The organism is Variovorax xiamenensis (assembly GCF_050916385.1).
Classification (GTDB): domain Bacteria; phylum Pseudomonadota; class Gammaproteobacteria; order Burkholderiales; family Burkholderiaceae_C; genus Variovorax.
In genome coordinates this window covers 2,292,813-2,312,966 of the sequence record NZ_CP139038.1, presented here as the reverse complement: position 1 = coordinate 2,312,966, position 20,154 = coordinate 2,292,813, and the positions used below count along the sequence as shown (strand labels likewise).

The window sequence follows — 20,154 nt, the reverse complement described above, 5'->3', positions numbered from 1 at the left end:
ACACCGCTGCCATGCCCCGCCCCCAGACATCGAACCCGATCGAGCGAGCCCACATGAGAAGAAAGAACAAGAAGACGCTGCCCAGGCGCATGGCCCTTGCCGGCGCCGTGACCGCCGCCTGCCTGAGCATGGGCCTGGCCGCCGCGCAGGAAACCGCCGTGCGCGGCCGCATGCTCGACCGCGCCGCGGCCGACCCGCGCGCAGTCGACATCGACGCCACGCGCCACCTGCCGCGCAGCAGCGAACGCGAGCTGCCCAAGGCCACCTTCGTGCTCGGCGACGAGCGCGAAGTGCCGAAGGCCGCGGCGGCATCGCCAGTCGCCATGCCCGTCGAACGCAGCGACGCCAGCACGCCGCATTTCGACTCCGGCGCCGACGCGCTCTCCCCCGCCGACCGTGTGCAGCTCGACCGCATCGCCGAGCAGGTGAAGGGCCGCGACGGACTGCGCTTCGAGATCGTCGGCCACACCGACACGCAGGCGCTGAGCGCGAAGTCGCGCGAACGCTTCGCCGACAACCACGCGCTGGGACTGGCGCGCGCGCAGCAGGCCGCGCGCTATCTCACGCAGCGGCTCGGGCTGCCGGAGACGGCCGCATCCGCGAGCTCGCGCGGCCCCGATGCGCCCGTTGCGACACCAGCCACCGACCCTGCCAACTGGGCCGCCAACCGCCGCGTCGAAGTGCGCGTGTACTGGCGCGATGCGCCCGTTGCAGCCGCACCGGCTTCAGCATCAGTCGACCCCGGCGTCTGCCGCACCTTCACAGCCTTCGGCACCGACGACGCACCGCTGCGCCTGAGCGTGGATGGCCAGCTGCTGTCGACCGACGGCAAGCAGCCTGCGGCCGATGGCACCACAAGTGCCGACCGCCAGCGCTGCGTCGACGTGCAGCTCGAGCGCAACCAGCTGCGCCTGCAGTACGACAACCTCTCGCAGCCGCGCCGCCTGAGCGCCAGCGCCTGGCCCACCACCGCGGTGGCCGGCGACACGGTGCGCTTCGCGGGCTACAGCAACTACCTGCTCTTCACCTCGAAGGCCGAGCTGCGCGTGTACACCGCCAACGAGGCGATGCAACGCCGCCTGCTGGCCACCGTGCCGCTGGACGCCGGCCTGCGCGGCGAATGGCAGGTGCCCGAGGGCCTGCTCGATCGCATGCCCGAAAGCGCGACCGGCAAGCTCTACTACCGCGTGCGCGTGTACGACCGCCAAGGCCGCTTCGACGAGACCGACGACCTCTCGCTCACGATGGCCAGGCGCCACAAGCCCGAGGCCGGCACGCCGCCCGACCCGGCGCGCGAGCTGCTGCGCGGCTACGGCCAGAACAACATCGCCATCGCCAACATTCCGCTGAGCGCGGGCACCGTCACCGCCAGCGGCGCGGCCATCCGCCCTGGCGAGAGCGTGCGTGCGCTGGGCTTCGCAGTGCCGGTGGACGAGAGCGGGCGCTTCGTGTTCCAGCAGCTGGTGCCGCGCCGCGTGCAGACCGGCGAGATCGCCGTCACCGACGCGCAGGGCGCCACGCGCGTCTACCGGCGCGACTTCGACCTGCCCACCAGCGACTGGTTCTTCGTGGGCCAGGCCGACCTCACCGTGGGCAGCAACAGCGTGAGCGGCCCGGCCGCGATCATGACCAACGACAAGAACCGCTACGGCGGTGGCGGCTGGAGCGAAGGCCGCATCGCCGGCTACGCCAAGGGCCAGCTCAACGACCGCTGGACGCTCACGGCCAGCGTCGACACCGAGGAGCGCCCGCTGAAGGAGCTGTTCCGCAACCTCGATCGCAAGGACCCGACCTCCCTCTTCCGCCGCTTCGACCCCGAGGACTCGTGGAGCACCTTCGGCGACGACTCCACCACCATCGAGGACGCGCCCACGCAGGGCCGCTTCTACCTGCGCGTGGACGACGGCCGCTCGCAGGCGATGTGGGGCAACTTCAAGCTCAACTTCGGCGACACCGAACTCACCCGCGTGAGCCGCGGCCTCTACGGCTTCCACGGCCGCTACCTCGGCGAGGAGTCGACCTCCTTCGGCGAGGCGCGCCTGAAGATCGACGCCTTCGCGGCCGAGCCCGGCACGCTGGCCGCGCGCGAAGAGTTCCGCGGCACCGGCGGCTCGCTCTACTACCTGCGCAACCAGGACATCACGCGCGGCGCCGAGCGCGTGACGCTGGAGATCCGCGACCGCGACTCGGGCCTGGTGCTCAAGCGCACGCAGCTCGTGCCCACCACCGACTACGAGATCGACTACCTGCAGGGCCGCGTGCTGCTGTCCGCGCCGCTGCCCAGCCTGTCGGACGACGGCTCGCTGGTGCGCGCGGGCGGCTTCACCGGCATGCCGACCTACCTGGTGGTGGACTACGAATACACGCCGCTGGCCACCTCGCTCGACACGCTGGCCGTGGGCGGCCGCGTCTCGTGGTGGGCCAACGACCACGTGGGCGTGGGCGTGACCGCCTCGCGCCAGGACCAGATCGGCGGCGACCAGCGCCTGGCCGGCGCCGACATCACGCTGCGCAAGACCGAGAACACCTACCTCAAGGGCGAGTTCGCGCGCAGCCGGGGCCCGGGCACCAGCCAGCTCGACTCGATGGACGGTGGCTTCAGCTTCACCGGGCGCAACGGTTCGCTGACCAACGGCCTGGGCAACGGCCCCACCGGCAGCGCCAACGCCTGGCGCCTCGAAGGCCAGGCCGACCTGGGCGACTTCGACATCCGCGGCGGCGGCCGCGTGAGCGCCTATGCGCAGTCGCGCGACGCCGGCTTCTCCGCGCCGGGCCAGTACGCGAGCAACGCCACGCGGCAGGTCGGCGTGCAGGCCTCCGTGCCCTTCGGCGAGAAGGGCGAGAACGGCGAGCTGCGCCTGAAGGCCGACCGCCGCGATGAGCAGAATGGCTACAACAGCAGCGTGCTCGACGCGCAGTACTCGCTGGCCCTGTCGCCGGAATGGAAGCTGGGCCTCGGCCTGCGCTACGACGACAAGACGGGCGACTCGCTCATCACCAGCCCATCGCTGCCGACCACGCAGGCGGTGTCGGGCGAGCGCGCCGACGCGGCCGTGCAGCTCGAATACACCGGAGCGGACCGCTGGAGCGCCTACGGCTTCGCGCAGAAGACACTGCGGCGCACCGGCACGCGGCTGGAGAACGACCGGCTGGGCTTCGGTGGGCGCTACCGCGTCAACGACAAGCTCGCGCTGCGCGGCGAACTCTCCACCGGCGACGGCGGCTTCGCGGGCAAGGCCGGCGTCGACTACCAGTACGACGACCGCTCCAGCGTCTACATGACCTACGTGTCGGACACCGGCCGCACCGACGAGAACCTCATCGGCCGCGGCGGCAGCCTGGTGACCGGCGTGCGCTCGCGCGTGGGCGACGGCCTCACCATGTTCACCGAGCACCGCCAGGCCACCGGCACGCAGCCGGGCCTCACGCACGCCTATGGCGTGCAGTACGCGCCCGACACGCGCTGGACCTTCGGCGTGAACTTCGAGAACGGCTGGGTCGGCGCCGAGACCCTGGGCGCCACGCGCCGCCAGGCGGTGGCCTTCACCAGCGGCTATTCGAGCGAACGCCTGAAGTACAGCGGCGGCCTCGAATACCGCAAGGACCGCACCACGGCCGAGACCCGTACCAGCTGGCTCGTGAAGAACTCCTTCAGCTGGAAGGTGGACGACGACTCGCGCTGGATCGGCAAGTTCAACTGGGCCGACAGCGACAGCACCACCGGCACGCTGGCCGCCGCCAAGTACACCGAGGCCATGCTCGGCTACGCGCTGCGCCCGGCGCTGAACGACAAGCTCAACCTGCTCTTCAAGTACACCTACCTGTACGACCTCTCGTCGCCGGGCCAGGTGGTGTCGGGCGGTGTCGATTCCACGCTGGGCACCGTCTCGACCACTGGCATCGACTACCAGCAGCGCAGCCACGTCTTCGCCATCGACGCCACCTGGGACCTGAACGAGCGCTGGACGCTGGGCGGCAAGTACGCCTGGCGCCGCGGCGAGTTGCGCGCGAGCCGCGACAACTCGTCGCCATGGTTCAAGAGCTCGGCCGAGCTCGCGGTGCTGCGCGTCGACTGGAAGCTGGTGCGCAACTGGGACTGGATGCTCGAATGGCGCACGCTGCGCGCCAAGGAACTCAAGGACCGCAAGAGCGGCTGGGTCACGGCCGCGTACTACCACGTCAACGAGAACCTGAAGGTGGGCATCGGCTACAACTTCACCGACTACTCCGACAACCTCACCGACATGAGCTACCGCAGCAAGGGGTGGTTCCTGAACGTGCTGGGCAAGTTCTGAGGGGCCGGCAATGCGCGCACGCAAAGACGAGATTCCCATCACGGTCCCGCTGGTCGACATCGCGCAGACGCTGGCGCGCGCGGGCTTCATCGACCCTCATGGAGATCGCTACAGGCTCTGCGAGGAATGGGCCCGCGACTTCCAGGCCGACTTCGAGGCCCGCGCCGCCGCCGGCCGCGAGCCGGGCAGCACCTACCTGCGCGACGTGACCACCTTCGCGCTGCGCCGGGCGGCCGCCTACGGCTTCGCGACACGCTGCGAGGACTACGGCCCGCGCCTGTGCAGCGAGGTGCGCATGGTCGCCGGCGTGCGCTGACGCGCGCACCGGCCCGCCCACCGGGAACAGGATGAAATGAAGAAGACCGACGTTCTCGTGACGGTGATCGGCATGGCCCGCGAAGGCGTCGGCTTCACGCCCGCCGACGCGCTCGACTGCATCAGCGAGCTGATAGAGCTGGAAGACAGGCACAGCCCCCTGCACGACGCCAACGTGGAGAGGCTGCTCCGGCTGGGCGCGTGCGTGTGGAGCCTGAGGCACGGCATGCTGGCACGGCCTTCGCCGAAGGCCTTGCTGCGGGAAGAACTGAAGCAGCCGGAATAGGTCCCGGCCGCGCCGTGTCTTCCTGTCTTCCTCGAATTACGGAAGACGTGCGAAAGACATGGCATTGAAGATCCACGCCGGGGTTGCATCGATTCAATAATTCAAATATTCTCGAATCATGGAAGAATCAAAAGTCATTCAATCCCTCGCGGCGCTGGCCCAGCCCCTGCGCCTTCGCGTCTTTCGCGCCCTCGTCGTCGCCGGCCCCGAGGGCCTGACGCCCGGGGCGCTGGTCGAGGCGATGGGCGTGCCGGCCACCAGCCTGTCGTTCCACCTGAAGGAGCTGACGAACTCCGGCCTCATCACGCAGGAGCGCAGCGGCCGCAACCTGGTCTACCGCGCCGCCTTCGAGCAGATGAATGCGCTGCTGGGCTTCCTCACCGAGAACTGCTGCGCCGGCGCCGACTGCGGCGTCGATGGCAAAGCCAAGTCCTGCAACCCCCACGGAGCAACCTCATGAAGCGATTCCACGTTCACCTGCATGTCGACGACCTGGACCGGAGCATTGCGTTCTATTCCCGCCTGTTCGCCGCCCAGCCCACGCGCGTCGAGCGGGACTACGCAAAGTGGATGCTCGAAGACCCGCGCGTGAACTTCGCCATCTCGACATTCGGCAGCGGCCAGGGCATCGACCATCTCGGCATCCAGGCCGAGGACGAAGGCGAACTGCAGGAGCTGCGCTCGCGCGCCGAACTGGCCGACCGGTCGCTGCTCGACGAGGGCGAAACCAGTTGCTGCTACGCCCGCAGCGACAAGCACTGGGTGACCGACCCGCAGGGCATCGCCTGGGAGCACTACCGCACGCTCGACTCAGTGCCCGTTCACGGCAAGCCTCTCGAGCAAGCATCCGCATGCTGCGTCACTCCCGGCAAGGCCACCACCTGCTGCTGAGCCTCTTCTCATGAACGACACCAACGCAACCCCGCTCAACGTGCTCTTCCTCTGCACGCACAACTCGGCGCGCAGCATCCTCGCCGAAGCGGTGCTGAACGACATCGGTGCCGGGCGCTTCAAGGCCTATTCGGCCGGCAGCAGCCCGCGCGCGAACCAGCAGCCCAACCCGATGGCCATCGAGGCGCTGCAGAAGGCGGGGATCGCCACCTCGGGCCTGCGCAGCAAGAGCTGGGACGAGTTCGGCCAACCGGATGCGCCCCGCATGGACCTCGTCGTCACCGTGTGCGACAACGCCGCGGGCGAGGCCTGCCCCTACTGGCCCGGCCAGCCGGCGACGGCCCACTGGGGCTACGCCGATCCCTCCGAGGCGACCGGCGACGACGAGCACAAGCGCGAAGCCTTCCGCCAGACCCTGCACGCCATCCGCCACCGCCTCGACCTGCTGGTGAACCTGCCGGCGGCTAGCCTCGACAGGATGGTGCTGCAGGCAACCGCCCGCGAGCTGGCAAGGTCCTGAGGAGATGTCGTCCATCGCGCCGCTTCGCGCGGATGAAACAGCCGCGCCGCCGTCGATCGGCGGCTTCGAGCGCTATCTCACCGTGTGGGTGGCGCTGTGCATCGTCGCGGGCGTGGCCCTGGGCCAATGGTTCCCGACCGTGTTCCAGGCCGTGGCGCGCCTCGAAGTCGCCAGGGTCAACCTGCCTGTGGGCCTGCTCATCTGGGTGATGATCGTGCCGATGCTCCTGAAGATCGACTTCGGGGCACTGGGGCAGGTCAAGACGCACTGGCGCGGCATCGGCGTGACGCTGGTGGTCAACTGGCTCGTCAAGCCGTTCTCGATGGCGCTGCTGGGCTGGCTCTTCGTCCGCCACGCGTTCGCGCCGCTGCTGCCGGCGGACCAGCTCGACAGCTACGTGGCCGGCCTCATCCTGCTCGCTGCGGCGCCCTGCACCGCGATGGTCTTCGTGTGGAGCCAGCTCTGCCGCGGCGACCCGTATTTCACGCTGTCGCAGGTGGCGCTCAACGACGCGCTGATGGTCGTGGGCTTCGCGCCGCTGGTGGCGCTGCTGCTGGGGCTGTCGTCCATCACGGTGCCGTGGGCCACGCTGCTGATCTCGGTGGGCCTGTACATCGTGGTTCCGGTCGTCGTCGCCCAGGTGCTGCGCCGGCATCTTCTGAAGAAGAGCCAGGCGCACCTGCAGGCCGTGGGTGCCAGGCTCGGCCGCTGGTCCATCGGCGCACTGCTGCTGACGCTGGTGCTTCTCTTCGCGTTCCAGGGCGAGGCGATCATCGCGCAGCCGCTGGTGATCGCGCTGCTGGCCGTGCCTATCCTGTGCCAGGTCGTGCTGAACTCGGGGCTCGCCTACCTGCTGAACCGCAGGCTCGGCGTTGCGCACTGCGTCGCCGGGCCATCGGCGCTCATCGGCGCGAGCAACTTCTTCGAGCTCGCCGTCGCCACGGCCATCAGCCTGTTCGGCTTCCAGTCGGGCGCGGCGCTGGCCACGGTCGTGGGCGTGCTGATCGAGGTGCCGGTGATGCTGGCAGTGGTGGCCATCGTGAACCGCTCGCGGGGCTGGTACGAAACGGGGCTCTCGCGCTGAGCGTCCGGGCGGTGCAGATTGGGGGGTGTGCCGCGTGTGGCACCCAGAGCATCTGGCGTTTCTCGAAGGGAAAAGTCGCGGTCACCCCTCGCTGCCAATGGAGGAAAGCGTGAAACCTCCGCGCGGTCGAGTGCGATCGCATCTGCCTGCCGTCATTCGAATGCAAGCGTCCCCGCCGCGCAACACGTGACGCCCCGGCATGTCGCTGCCCAGCGTTCCCGTGCCATGATGAAGCTCGCCGCCTCATCTTCCCGCACTCGGGAGCCGCCCCTCTCGCTCATTCGACGTCACCTTGGCCTACCTCGTCGCGCTTCTGATGTTCGTCGCATCGCTGTGCCATGCGCAGACGGCGCCTGTGCAGCGCCTGCGCATCGTCGGAGGACTGGCCGGGGTCACGCAGTACACGGGACAGGAAGAGCAGTTCTGGACGCGCGACCTCGCGGCGCTGTCCGGTGGACGCTACACCGCCAGCATCGTGCCCTTCGACCGCGCCGGTGTGCCCGGCCAGGAAATGCTGAACCTGATGCAGCTGGGCGTCGTGCCGTTCGGCACGGCGCTGATGAGCCAGATCTCCACCCAGTTGCCGGAACTCGGCGCGCCCGACATGGCCGGGCTGAACCCCGACGTCGCCACGCTGCGCCGGGTGGTCGGTGCATTCCGCCCCTACCTGTCGCGGGCATTGCGCGAACGCTATGGCGTGGAGGTGCTGGCGGTCTACATCTATCCGGCACAGGTAGTGTTCTGCAGCAAGCCGATGCAGCAGCTCGGCGACCTCGCGGGCCGGCGCACGCGCGTGTCCAGCTCGACGCAGGCCGACTTCATCACCGCGCTCGGCGGTACGCCGGTGTACACCGAGTTCTCGCAGATCATGGCGAACATGAAATCGGGCAACACCGACTGCGTCATCACCGGCACCATGTCCGGCCACACGCTGGGCCTGCATCAGGTCACCAGCGTGCTCTATGCCATGCCGTTGAACTGGGGCGTGGCGGTCTTCGCCGCCAACCGCGAGAGCTTCGACGCGCTGCCGCCTGACCTGCAGGCGCTGCTGCGCAAGGAACTGCCGCGGCTGGAAACCGCGGTGTGGGCCCAGTCGGAGCGGGAAACCGAGGAAGGCATCGCCTGCAACACGGGCGCCGCGGGCTGCGGCAGGCCCACCAAGGGTCGCATGGTGGCCGTGCGGCCCTCGCCGCAGGACGAGGCCCGCCGCCGCGACATCTTCGCGAGCCGCGTACTGCCCGGGTGGGTGCAGCGCTGCGGCCCGGTATGCGCCACGGTGTGGAACCAGACGGTCGCACCGGTGGTAGGCGTCCAGGCCCGGACAGCAGCACAGTGACGCCCCGATTTCCGCGCCGTATCACCGCCATCATCTATGGCGTGGCGCTGGCCTTCCTCGCTACCGTCGGGACGGTGGCCTCCGTCATCGTCTGGGAAGCCAGGCAGAAGGCCATCACCGATCACGAGAACCAGACGGTTCGCTTCGTGACCGGTTCCGAAGCGGCACTCAATCGCGCGCTGCTGAGCGTCGACATGCTGCTCGCGGGCGCCAACGAAATTCTGCGCGGTTCGAAGGCCGCCAGCGCCGGCGACGACGCGAGCAGCCCCGGCCCGCACCAGCTGCTCGAGAACCTCGTGCGGCAGAACCTGCTCGTGCGCCACGTCGCCTTCGTCGATGGGCGCGGCGCGGTGGTGGCCTCCTCGGACCGGCGTGGCGATCATCTGCCGCTCGCCCTGCCCGCGGGCTTCGTGGACAGCGTGCTGGCCAAGCCCGTGTCGACACTGGCGATCAGCGTACCGGCCATCAGCATGGTGACCTCGCAGAAGGTGCTGTACCTCGCCCGCGCCGTGAGGCTCGCGGACGGCTCGCGCATGCTGTCCGTGGCGGAGGTGCAGCTGTCGCTGCTCGCGACGATCATGACGCAGGGCGCCGGCCTGCGCGACCTGGAGATCACGCTGGAGCGCGACGCCGGCCCGCTCCTGGCTAGCCTGCCGCCGCGAGACGACCTCGCCGGCAGGCAACTCGAACCGCCCCTGCACGAGCAGACCAGCGACGGCAAGCCGCAGCGCATGGCCGCGCGCCTGAGCGGCGAACCGGCCATCGTGGTGGCCCGTCCCACGCTGCACCGCAACCTGCTGATAGTGGCGAGCATGCCGCTGAGCGCAGCGCTGCGGGACTGGCGCCGCGAGCGGGACCTGATCGCGTGGACCGGCGCGGTCATCGCGCTGATGATCATGGCGGTGGCGCGCTTCACGCATGTCCAGCTGCGCCGGCAATGGCGCTCCCGCATGGAGCTCGTGCGGTCGAAGGCCACGCTGGACCAGGCACTGGAATCCATGGTCGACGGCTTCATCCTGCTGGACGCCGAGCACCGCGTGCTCACCTGGAACCGCAGCTTCGTCGCGATGTTTCCATGGACCGCATCGATGATCGCGCCGCAGCTGCCCTTCCGGCGCATCATGGACGAAACCGCGCAGCACGTGGTGCATGGCCGGGGGCCCGCCGGCTGGTCGGCATTGAATGCGCCGCAGATGGAGCAGCCGCACTCCGAGCAGGAGGCACTGCTGAAGAACGGCCAGGTGATCCGCGCCACGCGCAGCCGGACACCGGACGGCGGCATGGTCTGCGTCTACCACGACATCACCGAGAAGCGTCGCCACACGGCTGCCATCATCGAGAGCAAGGCGCAGCTGCAGGCCACCCTCGACGCCCTGCCCGACCTGCTGCTCGAGGTGGACCTGGAGGGTCGCTGCCACGGCCACCACGCGCCGCGCCTGCCCTTCCCCGCCGCCGGCCTCGAGAACCCGGTGGGGCGCACCCTGCAGGAGCTGCTGCCGGCCGCGGCCGCCTCGCACGTGATGGCGGCGCTGCGCGAAGCCCACGCCAAGGGCTATTCGGCCGGGCGCCAGTTCGAGCGGCGCGACAACGGCGAGCGCACCTGGTTCGAGATCTCGGCATCGCGCAAGTCGCTTGATGATGCGATCGGCGAGGCGACCGGCGAGGCCGTCGATGAGACGGTCAATGAACCGGTCGACGACCCCACCGGCAAGGCCGAGGCGCCTTGCGCGCGCTTCATCGTGATCCTGCGCGACATCACGCAGAGCAAGCACGCGGCACGCGAGATCGAACACCTTGCCTTCTACGACACGCTCACCGGCCTGCCCAACCGGCGGCAGCTGCTCGACCGGCTCCACCAGGCCACGGGCGACGCCGCGCGGCACCCGGGGCTGTGCGCGCTGCTCTTTCTCGATCTGGACAACTTCAAGACGCTGAACGACGCGCTCGGCCACGATGTCGGCGACCTGCTGCTCAAGCAGGTGGCGCAGAGGCTCAGGAGCCGCCTGCGCGCCGGGGATATCGTGGCGCGCCTGGGCGGCGACGAGTTCGTGGTGGTCCTGGAGAACCTGAGCGACCAGGTCGCGGTGGCCACTTCGCAGACCCAGGCCGTGGGCGCTGCCATCCTCGCGCACCTGAACCAGCCCTACCGGCTCGGCGCGCAGCACCATCACGGCACGTGCAGCATCGGGGCATCCCTGTTCGATGCCCATGCGGCCTCTATCGAGGAGGTGCTCAAGCAGGCCGACATCGCCATGTACCGCGCCAAGGCGGACGGCGGCAACGCGCTGCGCTTCTTCGAGGCGGACATGCAGACCCGCATCACCGCCCGCGCCGCGCTGGAAAACGAACTGCATGCCGCCATCGCGGCGCAGCAGTTCGTGCTGCACTACCAGAGCCAGGTCACCAGCGAGAACCGGGTGGTGGGCGCTGAAGTGCTGGTGCGCTGGCGCCACCCGGTGCGCGGGCTGCTGCTGCCGGGCCAGTTCATCGACGTGGCGGAAGACACCGGGCTCATCATTCCGCTGGGCCTGTGGGTGCTGGAGACAGCCTGCAGGCAACTCACGGCATGGCGCGATGACCCGCACAGGCAACACCTCCAGCTGTCGGTCAACGTGAGTGCCCGGCAGTTCCGCGAGGGAGATTTCGTCGACCAGGTGAGCCAGGTGCTGGCGCGCACCGGCGCCGATCCGCACAAGCTCAAGCTGGAACTCACCGAGAGCCTGCTGCACGAGAAGGTGGCCGACGCGATCGGGAAGATGGAAGCGCTCGCCGCGCTGGGCATCCGGTTTTCCATGGACGACTTCGGCACCGGCTACTCGTCGCTGTCCTACATGACCCAGTTGCCGTTGAGCCAGGTGAAGGTCGACAAGTTCTTCGTGCACCGCATCGGGCTCGACCCGAAGGTGGAGTCGATCATCCAGGCCATCATCGGCATGGCGCGCAGCCTCGAACTGGAGATCGTGGCCGAGGGCGTGGAGACACCTGCGCAACGCGACTTCCTGGTGCGCCACGGGTGTTGCCTTTGCCAGGGCTACCTGTTCGGCGTACCGCAGCCGCTGGAAATCTATGAACGCGAGCTTGATGGGGAGCTCCCCGCGTCGAATCCCGCATTCCTGCCGCAATAGGCAGACGCCTGGCGTGGCGAATGGATGCATTCCGGGGTCACGGCTCCGTTCACCCTCGTGCGCCGGCCGGCGGGCAATGCCGCCCCTCCTTTGTCTCCTCTCTCTCCGTTTCACCTGCTTACCCTGCGTGCCACGGGGAAATCGAGTGCTTTTGCTAAGCTGGCCGCCCGCGCGCCGCCGCCATACTGCAGCGTCCCCGGCCAAGACGGGGGCCTTGCCTGGGCATGCGATGACAGCAAGAGATCGAGAAAAACGAAATCCCCTTGAAATCAGGACCTCCGAGAGCCTCATGAAAATCGCCACCTGGAACGTCAACTCACTCACCGCGCGCCTGCAGCACGTGCTCGACTGGCTCATCGCCAACCCGGTCGACGTGCTGTGCCTGCAGGAGCTCAAGATGACGGACGACAAATTCCCGCTCGACGTGCTCAAGTCGGCCGGCTACGAAGCCGCGGTGTTCGGCCAGAAGACGTACAACGGCGTTGCCATCCTGAGCCTCGCGCCAGTGCGCGACGTGGTGAAGAACATCACCGGCTTCAGCGACGACCAGTCCCGCGTGATCGCGGCCACCGTGGAGACGCCATCGGGCCCGCTGCGCGTGGTCAACGGCTACTTCGTCAACGGCCAGGCGCCGGGCACGGACAAGTTCGAATACAAGATGAAGTGGCTCGACGCGCTGCGCGACGCGCTGCGCCAGGAGCTGGTGGCCAACCCCGACCTCGTGCTGCTGGGCGACTTCAACATCACGCCCGAGGACCGGGACAGCTTCGACCCCGTGGGCCTGAAGGAAACGATCCACCACACGACCGAGGAGCGCAACCACTTCAAGGCGCTGCTCGACCTGGGCCTGAAGGACAGCTTCCGCATGTTCGACCAGCCCGAGAAAAGCTATTCATGGTGGGACTACCGCATGCTGGGCTACCAGAAGAACCGCGGACTGCGCATCGACCACATCCTGGTGAGCGAGCCGCTGGCGCCGCGCGTGAAGGGCTGCGTCATCGACCGCGTGCCGCGCAAGTGGGAAAAGCCGAGCGACCACGCGCCGGTGGTGCTCGATCTCGACCGGGGTGCCTGACCGATGGTCGCGCGCAAACTGGCGGTGGTCGCTGTAGCGCTGGCGCTCTCGGCCTGCTCGCTGCTGAAGCCGGCCGACAAGGCCGAGGAAGGCGACAAGGCCACCACGGCCTCGCCCACCGGCGAGACTGCGACGGACGGCCGCGAGGTGCCGACGGTGCGGCTCATCACCGCGCAGACGCCCGCGGTGCGCACCTATCGCAAGATCGGCGCGCGCCACCTCTACAACAAGTACGCGAGCCGCATCTACAAGGGCAAGCTGCCGCCGCTGGTGTATGCCGTGGTGGTGGTAGAGACCGACATCGATGCGACGGGCAAGGTGGTCAACGTCACCTTCAGCCGAACGCCGAGCCATGCGCCGGAAGTGGCGCCGATGATCGCGGAGATGATCAAGGCCGCGTCTCCCCTGCCCAACCCGGGCAAGCTGGGCGGCCACACCTACGTGGACACCTGGCTCTGGGACAGGAGCGACAAGTTCCAGATCGACTCGCTGACCCAGGGGCAGAGAAGCCGCTGAAAGAAAAAAGGCCCTGAAGGGGCCTTTTTCATTCGATGCCGAGTTCCTGGATCTTCCGGGTGATGGTGTTGCGCCCGATGCCCAGCTTCTGCGCGGCTTCTATGCGGCGCCCGCGCGTATTGGCCAGCGCGGTGAGGATCAGCCTCGACTCGAAGCGGCGCGAGAGCACGTCCCACACATCGGTGCGGCCGGCCGCCAGCAGGGCCTGGGCCTCGGCTTCGAGGCCGCTTTCCCAGTTGCTGACGGTGCTCGCCGCGGGAGCATGAGCTTCGACAGGCTCCGGGACTGCGTACGCAGGAGCCGGCGACTCGCCGCTCGTTGCCGGCAGCGTTGGCGCGGGCTGTGCCGCGACGGCCGACGAAACGACTGGCGCTTCGGCTGCAGCGTGCGCCTCGGCAGCAGCGCCGCCGGCCATCACTTCCGGCGGAAGATCCTTCGCCTCGATCAGCTGGGCCGGCGCCATCACCGTCAGCCAGTGGCAGATGTTCTCCAACTGGCGCACGTTGCCCGGGAAATTGAATGCCGCGAGCTTCGCCAATGCGGCATCCGAGATGCGCTTGGGCTCCACGCCGAGCTGACGCGCGCTCACCTGCAGGAAGTGGCGCGTGAGCGCGGGAACGTCCTCGCCGCGCTCGCGCAGGGCCGGCAGGCGCAGGCGGATCACGTTGAGGCGGTGGAACAGGTCTTCGCGGAAGCCGCCGAGCTTGACGCGCTGCTCCAGGTCCTGGTGGGTCGCCGCGATGACGCGCACGTTGGCTTTCACCGAGTTGTGGCCGCCCACGCGATAGAAATGACCGTCGCTCAGCACGCGCAGCAGGCGCGTCTGCAGGTCGAAGGGCATGTCGCCGATTTCGTCGAGGAAGAGCGTGCCGCCCTCGGCCTGCTCGAAGCGCCCGCGGCGCATGGTCTGCGCGCCGGTGAAAGCGCCGCGCTCGTGGCCGAAGAGCTCGCTCTCCAGCAGGTCCTTCGGAATGGCGGCGGTGTTGATGGCCACGAAGGGGCCGTTGGCGCGCGGCGAGTGCTTGTGCAGCGCACGCGCCACCAGTTCCTTGCCCGAGCCCGACTCGCCGGTGATGAGCACCGTGACGTTGCTCTGCGAAAGCCTGCCGATCGCGCGGAACACGTCCTGCATGGCAGGCGCCTGGCCGAGCATCTCGGGCGCGGCGACCATGCGCTCTTCCGCCACTTCCTCGCGCTGGCTCTCGTCGACCGCGCGGCGGATGAGCTCGACTGCGCGCGGCAGGTCGAAGGGCTTGGGCAGGTATTCGAAGGCGCCGCCCTGGAAGGCAGAGACGGCACTGTCGAGGTCCGAGAAGGCCGTCATGATGATGACGGGCAGGCCCGGGTGCAGGGCCTTGATCTTGTCGAGCAGGTCGAGCCCGGAGCCGCCGGGCATGCGGATGTCGCTCACCAGGACCTGGGGCGCGAGCTGATCGTCGTCGGCAGCCTGTTCGAGTGCCGCGAGCACCTCGCGCGTGTTGGTGAAACTGCGCGTGGGCAGGTCTTCGCGCAGCAGAGCCTTCTCGAGCACGAAGCGAATCGATTGGTCGTCATCAACTATCCAGATCGGCTTCATGCATCTCCTCTGTTGCCGGTGGCTGCGCTAGGGCAGCGGTATCAATATCTTGAAATCGGTTCGGCCCGGGACGCTGTCGCACTCGATCACGCCGTGATGCTGTTGCACAAAAGTTTGTGCGAGCGTCAATCCCAGCCCAGTTCCGCCTTCCCTGCCCGATACGAGCGGATAGAAGATGCGGTCCTTGATCGTGTCCGGCACACCCGGTCCATTGTCGATTACATGCAATTCCAATGCCAATCGATACCACTGCTTGTTGAAGATCACCTGGCGGGCCACCCGCGTCTTGAATGTGATCTGCGCATCACCCGCCGCGCGGCGCTCGGCCAGCGCCTGCGCCGCGTTGTGCGCGATGTTGAGCGTGGCCTGGATGAGCTGCTCGCGGTCGCCGCGGAACTCGGGAATGGAGACGTCGAAGTCGCGCTCGATGTGCAGGTCGCGCGGAAACTCCGCGAGGATGACCGAGCGCACCCGCTCGCAGACTTCGTGGATGTTGACGTCGCCCACCACGTGCGGGCGGCGGTGCGGTGCCAATAGCCGGTCGACCAGCGTCTGCAGCCGGTCGGCCTCATGGATGATGACCTGGGTGTACTCGATGAGGTCGCGCGATTCGACCTCCATCTGCAGCAGCTGCGCCGCGCCGCGGATGCCGCCCAGCGGGTTCTTGATCTCGTGCGCGAGGTTGCGGATGAGTTCCTTGTTCGCCTGCGCCTGGTCGATGAGCCGCTCCTCGCGGTCCTGCCGCACCTGCTGCTCGAGCGGCGACATCTCGATGATGAGCTCGCCCTTCTTCTCGCCATGCGCGAGCGAAACCTGCACAGGCATCAGCTCGTGGTTGACGCGGCGCAGGAAGGCTTCGTAGCGCAGCGTGGCAAAGTCGTTGCTGCTGGCGCCGTCGATGGCCGTGCGCAGCACCTGCGGCTCATGGAAACATGCGCCGAACTGCGAGCCTTCGAGCGTGCGGCGCGAGGTGCCGAGTGCGTCTTCGAGTCCCGCATTGGCAAACAGCACCGAGCCCTTGCTGTCGACCACCGCGATCAGCGTGGACAGCAGGTCGAAGGACTGGAAGCGCGAGTTGGCGCTGGCCGCCTTCTTCCCGAACACCATGACGATTACTGCGGCTGCTGCTTGGCCGGCAGGCGTCCGATCTCGCGGCGGATGCCGGCGATGTCGCTCTCGTTGCGTGCCAGCTCGGCCTTCATCTCGGCGACGCGGTCCAGGTACTTCTGGTAGTTGCGGCCCTCGCTGCCCTGCTTCTCGGGCTCGCCGTTGTTGTATTCCTTCTGCAGCTCCGCCTGACGCGCCTCGGCCTTCTTGAGTTCGGCCTCGAGCACCGAGCGCGCCTCGCCGTCACGGGCACGTTGGTCGACGCCCTCAATCCGCGGGCTGCCAGCCGGCGAACGCGCAGCGGACGAGCCGCTCGACGAGGAAGAAGCGGAGCCGCCGCCCGAAGCCCTGGTGCCCTGCACGACCGTGACGTTGCCGCCTTCCATGATCTTGCAGCCCTTCTGCTGCGCGACCGTCGCGTTGTTCGTGTACTCGTTGCCGCAACGCCAGACGCGCTCCTGCGCGAGCGCCGGCAACGCGATCAGTGAACCGGCCAGAAAGATGAGGGAAGCTGTCTTCATGTGTATCGGTGGAGAGCGGCGACAAAGGCGCATTTTCGTGCAATTCGACGGCGAAAGTGACCAGATGTTCCACCCCAAAGAAAAAGGACGGCCCAGCCGTCCTTCCATAACCCATCAGGCTTACATCAGGCCCTGCCCCCTTCGGGAGATACCGCGGAACCGGCTCAGCCGGGCCGCAGGTATCGCCCCCGGAAGGGGGTTGGCGCAGCGACACGAAGTGCGCGAAGCCTGGGGGCGAACCAATTACAACGAGTAGTACATGTCGAACTCGACCGGATGGGTCGCCATGCGGAAGCGCGTGACTTCCTGCATCTTCAGGTCGATGTACGCGTCGATGTAGGAATCAGTGAACACGCCGCCCTTGGTCAGGAACGCACGGTCCTTGTCCAGGTTTTCCAGGGCCTGGTCCAGGCTGTGGCAGACGGTCGGGATCAGCGCGTCTTCTTCCGGCGGCAGGTGGTACAGGTCCTTGCTGGCGGCTTCGCCCGGATGGATCTTGTTTTCCACGCCGTCCAGGCCGGCCATCAGCAGCGCGGCGAAGCCCAGGTACGGGTTCATCAGCGGATCGGGGAAGCGTGCTTCGACGCGACGGCCCTTCGGGTTGGGCACGAACGGGATGCGGATCGAGGCCGAGCGGTTCTTGGCCGAGTAGGCCAGCTTCACCGGGGCTTCGAAGCCGGGGACCAGGCGCTTGTAGCTGTTGGTGCCGGGGTTCGTGATGGCGTTCAGGGCACGTGCGTGCTTGATGATGCCGCCGATGTAGTGCAGGGCGAAGTCCGAGAGGCCCGCATAGCCGTCGCCGGCGAACAGGTTCTTGCCGTCCTTCCAGACCGACTGGTGCACGTGCATGCCGGAGCCGTTGTCGCCGACGATGGGCTTGGGCATGAAGGTGGCGGTCTTGCCGTAGGCGTGGGCCACGTTGTGGATCACGTACTTCTGCAGCTGGACCCAGTCGGCGCGCTGCACCAGCGTGCTGAACTTGGTGCCGATCTCGAGCTGGCCGGCGTTGGCCACTTCATGGTGATGCACTTCGACCGGAATGCCCAGCGATTCGAGCACCAGGCACATTTCCGAGCGCATGTCCTGGAAGCTGTCGACCGGGGGAACCGGGAAGTAGCCGCCCTTGACAGCGGGACGGTGGCCGGAGTTGCCGTGCTCGAACTCCTTGTCGGTGTTCCACGAGGCTTCTTCGGACTCGATCTTCACGAAGCAGCCCGACATGTCGTTCTTCCAGCGCACGCCGTCGAACACGAAGAATTCGGGTTCCGGACCGAAGTAGGCGGTGTCGCCCAGGCCCGATGCCTTCATGTAGGCCTCGGCGCGCTTGGCGAGCGAACGCGGATCGCGCTCGTAGGCCTTGCCGTCGGCGGGGTCGATCACGTCGCAGGTCAGGATCATCGTCGTCTCTTCGAAGAACGGATCGATGTTGGCGGTGTTCGGGTCGGGCATGAGCTGCATGTCCGAAGCTTCGATCCCCTTCCAGCCGGCGATGGACGAGCCGTCGAATGCGTGGCCCGAGGTGAATTTGTCTTCATCGAAAGCCGAGACCGGCACGGTCACGTGCTGCTCTTTGCCGCGGGTATCGGTGAAGCGGAAGTCGACGAACTTGACCTCGTTTTCCTTGACGAGCTTGAGTACATCGGCGACGGTCTTTGCCATCAGTTTCTCCTGAGTTGGATGGTGGTTAGGAATACAGGGACGTGGGATGCAGTTTCTGTGCCATTGTCACCTCACCGGATGAGGCTTCGATGGCCGCCTCGAAACCCAAATGGAGGCGAAATATCACCATTTTGGTGCAATGACTTTTATCGCACCAATTCGGTGCCAAGCTTGGCGTCAAAAGTGTGCAGGCCCGAGATCAGCTGGGCGTAGGCGGCATCGAGCCGCTCGGCGTTGCCCTTGACGCCCAGCTCGATGTGGCGGCCGTACGTGGGGTGGTCGACGCTGGGCAGGCTGAACACCTTGATGCCGGCATGGGTGGCCTCGATGGCTTCCATGAGCGGCGTCAGCGTCGCTTCCATGGCACCGAAAACGATCACGGACTTCTCGGCGACCGCGTTGCTGGCGAAAAGCCCGGCGTAGCGGCCGTCGAGCACCGATTCGATCATCGGCCAGGCCATGACGGGGAAGCCCGGCACGAAGTGCACGTCGCCCACGCTGAAGCCGGGGATCTTGTTGTACGGGTTGTAGATGAGCGTGGCGCCCTCGGGAAACACGCCCATGTTGAGCCGGTGCACGTTGTCGGACCGGTCGGGCTCGTAGGGCAGGCCCTGCTCGCGCGCGGTGTCCTGCATGCGCTCGCGGATCAGCAGCTCGGCCTCGGGGTGCAACGCCAGCGGCACGCCCAGCGCCTTCGCGGCGCACTGGCGGGTGTGGTCGTCGGGCGTGGCGCCGATGCCGCCGGTCGAGAAGACGATGTCGCCGCCGGCAAAGGCGCGCTGCAGCGCCGCCGTGATGCGCGCGGGCTCGTCGCCCACGTATTCGGCCCAGCCCAGCTGCAGGCCGCGGGTGGCGAGCAGTTCGATGAACTTGGCCATGTGCTTGTCGGCACGCTTGCCGGAGAGGATCTCGTCGCCGACGACGATGAGACCGAATGCGCGAGTCATGGAGAACCCCATTGGGAAAGAGCGGCCTTGCTGGCCTCGTCGGCCTCGATGGCAGGGGTGCCGCCGTTGGCCGAAGCCTCCGCGGCCGCGCGCCGGGCGCGAAGCTGCGCGAGCGCGTCGAGGCAGTAGTGGGCGAACCAGAGAGCCGAGAAGGCGAAAACCAGTGTGTAGATCCAGATGGCGATCGGCACCAGCACGAAGAAGGCGGCAGCGAACAGCAGGCCCGAGGCCCAGACGATGCTGGGCGCGGCCCCCAGGTATCCGCACAGCACGCCGATGCACAGCAGCGGCACCCGGTGGGCGCGGATCAGCGCGGCGCGCTCCTCGGGGCTGGCATGCTCGGCCAGCGCGTCGAAGCTCATCACGCGGTAAGTGAGCCACCCCCAGATCAGCGGCGGCAATATCAGCACCAGCGGCGGAATGAGCCACAGCGGCATCGACACCACCAGCGCGATCACCGCCAGCACGGTCGCGCCGAGCGAACGCGCCACGCTGCCCAGGAACGAAGCGCCCTTCTTCTGCTCGAGCCCCGGAAAACGCCGATCGCCCACCAGCTTGGTCAGCGCGGGCGCCATGAAGCCGGCCACGATCAGCAGGCAGATCACCACGATCACCGGCGTGGCCGCGAAGACCACGACCAGCGAGGCCAGCACGGAGGTGACGTCACCGGAGAAAAGGCGGCCGATCCAGGCCCAGAAGCTCGACAGGAGCGGCCAGGCGTCGAGCGCGCCGCGCGTCCAGGCCACCGCGGCGTCCCAGTAGAAGTAGCCGAGCGCCGCGGCCAGCACGATCATGAGCCCCAGCGGAAGCAGCGACAGCACGATCACGCGCGGCAGCATGCAATAGGCGACCGCGCGCCAGAAGGAGTCGAGGAGCAGGCGCATGAGTCAGCGAGGATAAC

17 protein-coding genes are annotated in these 20,154 nt (G+C 67.8%); 11 read left to right on the top strand and 6 right to left on the bottom strand.

Annotation, left to right across the window (positions count from 1 at the left end; all coding sequences use genetic code 11):
• The first annotated feature begins 53 nt into the window (after window positions 1-53).
• The 11 genes from SFB74_RS10185 to SFB74_RS10135 all read left to right on the top strand — a co-directional run bounded on the left by SFB74_RS10185 (window position 54) and on the right by SFB74_RS10135 (window position 13,443).
• Window positions 54-4,295 (top strand): OmpA family protein, encoded by a 4,242-nt coding sequence (locus SFB74_RS10185; protein WP_432730688.1) that lies wholly within the window; start codon window positions 54-56, stop codon window positions 4,293-4,295.
• A 10-nt stretch (window positions 4,296-4,305) separates the two neighbouring features.
• Window positions 4,306-4,611: a hypothetical protein gene (locus SFB74_RS10180; RefSeq protein WP_432730687.1), complete on the top strand. Its 306-nt coding sequence runs from the start codon at window positions 4,306-4,308 to the stop codon at window positions 4,609-4,611.
• Between the two features lie 36 nt (window positions 4,612-4,647).
• A complete protein-coding gene (locus SFB74_RS10175; protein WP_432730686.1) occupies window positions 4,648-4,896 on the top strand; it encodes a hypothetical protein in 249 nt (82 codons plus the stop codon).
• A gap of 118 nt (window positions 4,897-5,014) precedes the next feature.
• Complete coding sequence (locus tag SFB74_RS10170) at window positions 5,015-5,356, top strand: ArsR/SmtB family transcription factor (RefSeq protein ID WP_432730685.1); 342 nt, start codon at window positions 5,015-5,017, stop codon at window positions 5,354-5,356.
• The gene (locus SFB74_RS10165) at window positions 5,353-5,787 is read left to right on the top strand and encodes an ArsI/CadI family heavy metal resistance metalloenzyme (protein WP_432730684.1); all 435 of its coding nucleotides are present in this window, start codon (window positions 5,353-5,355) and stop codon (window positions 5,785-5,787) included. Before SFB74_RS10170 ends, SFB74_RS10165 begins: the two co-directional genes overlap by 4 nt.
• A 10-nt stretch (window positions 5,788-5,797) precedes the next feature.
• Window positions 5,798-6,307: an arsenate reductase ArsC gene (locus tag SFB74_RS10160; protein WP_432730683.1), complete on the top strand. Its 510-nt coding sequence runs from the start codon at window positions 5,798-5,800 to the stop codon at window positions 6,305-6,307.
• Window positions 6,308-6,311: 4 nt separating this feature from the next.
• Window positions 6,312-7,391 (top strand): ACR3 family arsenite efflux transporter, encoded by a 1,080-nt coding sequence (gene arsB / locus SFB74_RS10155; protein ID WP_432730682.1) that lies wholly within the window; start codon window positions 6,312-6,314, stop codon window positions 7,389-7,391.
• A 316-nt stretch (window positions 7,392-7,707) separates the two neighbouring features.
• Window positions 7,708-8,727 (top strand): TRAP transporter substrate-binding protein, encoded by a 1,020-nt coding sequence (locus tag SFB74_RS10150; RefSeq protein WP_432731912.1) that lies wholly within the window; start codon window positions 7,708-7,710, stop codon window positions 8,725-8,727.
• Between the two features lie 470 nt (window positions 8,728-9,197).
• Window positions 9,198-11,852 carry an EAL domain-containing protein gene (locus SFB74_RS10145; protein WP_432731911.1) on the top strand — a complete coding sequence of 885 codons (2,655 nt, stop codon included), beginning with the start codon at window positions 9,198-9,200 and terminating at the stop codon, window positions 11,850-11,852.
• Between the two features lie 289 nt (window positions 11,853-12,141).
• Window positions 12,142-12,927 (top strand): exodeoxyribonuclease III, encoded by a 786-nt coding sequence (gene xth / locus SFB74_RS10140; protein ID WP_432730681.1) that lies wholly within the window; start codon window positions 12,142-12,144, stop codon window positions 12,925-12,927.
• A 3-nt stretch (window positions 12,928-12,930) separates the two neighbouring features.
• The gene (locus SFB74_RS10135; protein ID WP_432730680.1) at window positions 12,931-13,443 is read left to right on the top strand and encodes a hypothetical protein; all 513 of its coding nucleotides are present in this window, start codon (window positions 12,931-12,933) and stop codon (window positions 13,441-13,443) included.
• Between the two features lie 28 nt (window positions 13,444-13,471).
• Here SFB74_RS10135 and ntrC read toward each other — a convergent pair whose 3' ends face one another.
• From ntrC to SFB74_RS10105, 6 genes are all read right to left on the bottom strand, one after another.
• Window positions 13,472-15,019, bottom strand: coding sequence for a nitrogen regulation protein NR(I) (ntrC, locus tag SFB74_RS10130; RefSeq protein ID WP_432730678.1), 1,548 nt, complete (start codon window positions 15,017-15,019; stop codon window positions 13,472-13,474).
• A 27-nt stretch (window positions 15,020-15,046) separates the two neighbouring features.
• Complete coding sequence (gene glnL / locus SFB74_RS10125; RefSeq protein WP_432730677.1) at window positions 15,047-16,126, bottom strand: nitrogen regulation protein NR(II); 1,080 nt, start codon at window positions 16,124-16,126, stop codon at window positions 15,047-15,049.
• A gap of 5 nt (window positions 16,127-16,131) precedes the next feature.
• Window positions 16,132-16,647 carry a hypothetical protein gene (locus SFB74_RS10120; RefSeq protein ID WP_432730675.1) on the bottom strand — a complete coding sequence of 172 codons (516 nt, stop codon included), beginning with the start codon at window positions 16,645-16,647 and terminating at the stop codon, window positions 16,132-16,134.
• Window positions 16,648-16,890: 243 nt separating this feature from the next.
• Window positions 16,891-18,306, bottom strand: coding sequence for a type I glutamate--ammonia ligase (gene glnA / locus SFB74_RS10115; protein ID WP_432730674.1), 1,416 nt, complete (start codon window positions 18,304-18,306; stop codon window positions 16,891-16,893).
• Between the two features lie 146 nt (window positions 18,307-18,452).
• The gene (locus tag SFB74_RS10110) at window positions 18,453-19,253 is read right to left on the bottom strand and encodes a competence/damage-inducible protein A (RefSeq protein WP_432730673.1); all 801 of its coding nucleotides are present in this window, start codon (window positions 19,251-19,253) and stop codon (window positions 18,453-18,455) included.
• Window positions 19,250-20,137, bottom strand: a complete 888-nt coding sequence (locus SFB74_RS10105; RefSeq protein WP_432730672.1) for an EI24 domain-containing protein — start codon at window positions 20,135-20,137, stop codon at window positions 19,250-19,252. Before SFB74_RS10105 ends, SFB74_RS10110 begins: the two co-directional genes overlap by 4 nt.
• Window positions 20,138-20,154: the final 17 nt, after the last annotated feature.

Coding starts and splice junctions, on each gene's coding strand:
- SFB74_RS10185 (WP_432730688.1), top strand. CDS start 54: ATGAGAAGAAAGAACAAGAAGACGCTGCCCAGGCGCATGGCCCTTGCC.
- SFB74_RS10180 (WP_432730687.1), top strand. CDS start 4,306: ATGCGCGCACGCAAAGACGAGATTCCCATCACGGTCCCGCTGGTCGAC.
- SFB74_RS10175 (WP_432730686.1), top strand. CDS start 4,648: ATGAAGAAGACCGACGTTCTCGTGACGGTGATCGGCATGGCCCGCGAA.
- SFB74_RS10170 (WP_432730685.1), top strand. CDS start 5,015: ATGGAAGAATCAAAAGTCATTCAATCCCTCGCGGCGCTGGCCCAGCCC.
- SFB74_RS10165 (WP_432730684.1), top strand. CDS start 5,353: ATGAAGCGATTCCACGTTCACCTGCATGTCGACGACCTGGACCGGAGC.
- SFB74_RS10160 (WP_432730683.1), top strand. CDS start 5,798: ATGAACGACACCAACGCAACCCCGCTCAACGTGCTCTTCCTCTGCACG.
- arsB (WP_432730682.1), top strand. CDS start 6,312: ATGTCGTCCATCGCGCCGCTTCGCGCGGATGAAACAGCCGCGCCGCCG.
- SFB74_RS10150 (WP_432731912.1), top strand. CDS start 7,708: ATGTTCGTCGCATCGCTGTGCCATGCGCAGACGGCGCCTGTGCAGCGC.
- SFB74_RS10145 (WP_432731911.1), top strand. CDS start 9,198: ATGGTGACCTCGCAGAAGGTGCTGTACCTCGCCCGCGCCGTGAGGCTC.
- xth (WP_432730681.1), top strand. CDS start 12,142: ATGAAAATCGCCACCTGGAACGTCAACTCACTCACCGCGCGCCTGCAG.
- SFB74_RS10135 (WP_432730680.1), top strand. CDS start 12,931: ATGGTCGCGCGCAAACTGGCGGTGGTCGCTGTAGCGCTGGCGCTCTCG.
- ntrC (WP_432730678.1), bottom strand. CDS start 15,019: ATGAAGCCGATCTGGATAGTTGATGACGACCAATCGATTCGCTTCGTG.
- glnL (WP_432730677.1), bottom strand. CDS start 16,126: ATGGTGTTCGGGAAGAAGGCGGCCAGCGCCAACTCGCGCTTCCAGTCC.
- SFB74_RS10120 (WP_432730675.1), bottom strand. CDS start 16,647: ATGAAGACAGCTTCCCTCATCTTTCTGGCCGGTTCACTGATCGCGTTG.
- glnA (WP_432730674.1), bottom strand. CDS start 18,306: ATGGCAAAGACCGTCGCCGATGTACTCAAGCTCGTCAAGGAAAACGAG.
- SFB74_RS10110 (WP_432730673.1), bottom strand. CDS start 19,253: ATGACTCGCGCATTCGGTCTCATCGTCGTCGGCGACGAGATCCTCTCC.
- SFB74_RS10105 (WP_432730672.1), bottom strand. CDS start 20,137: ATGCGCCTGCTCCTCGACTCCTTCTGGCGCGCGGTCGCCTATTGCATG.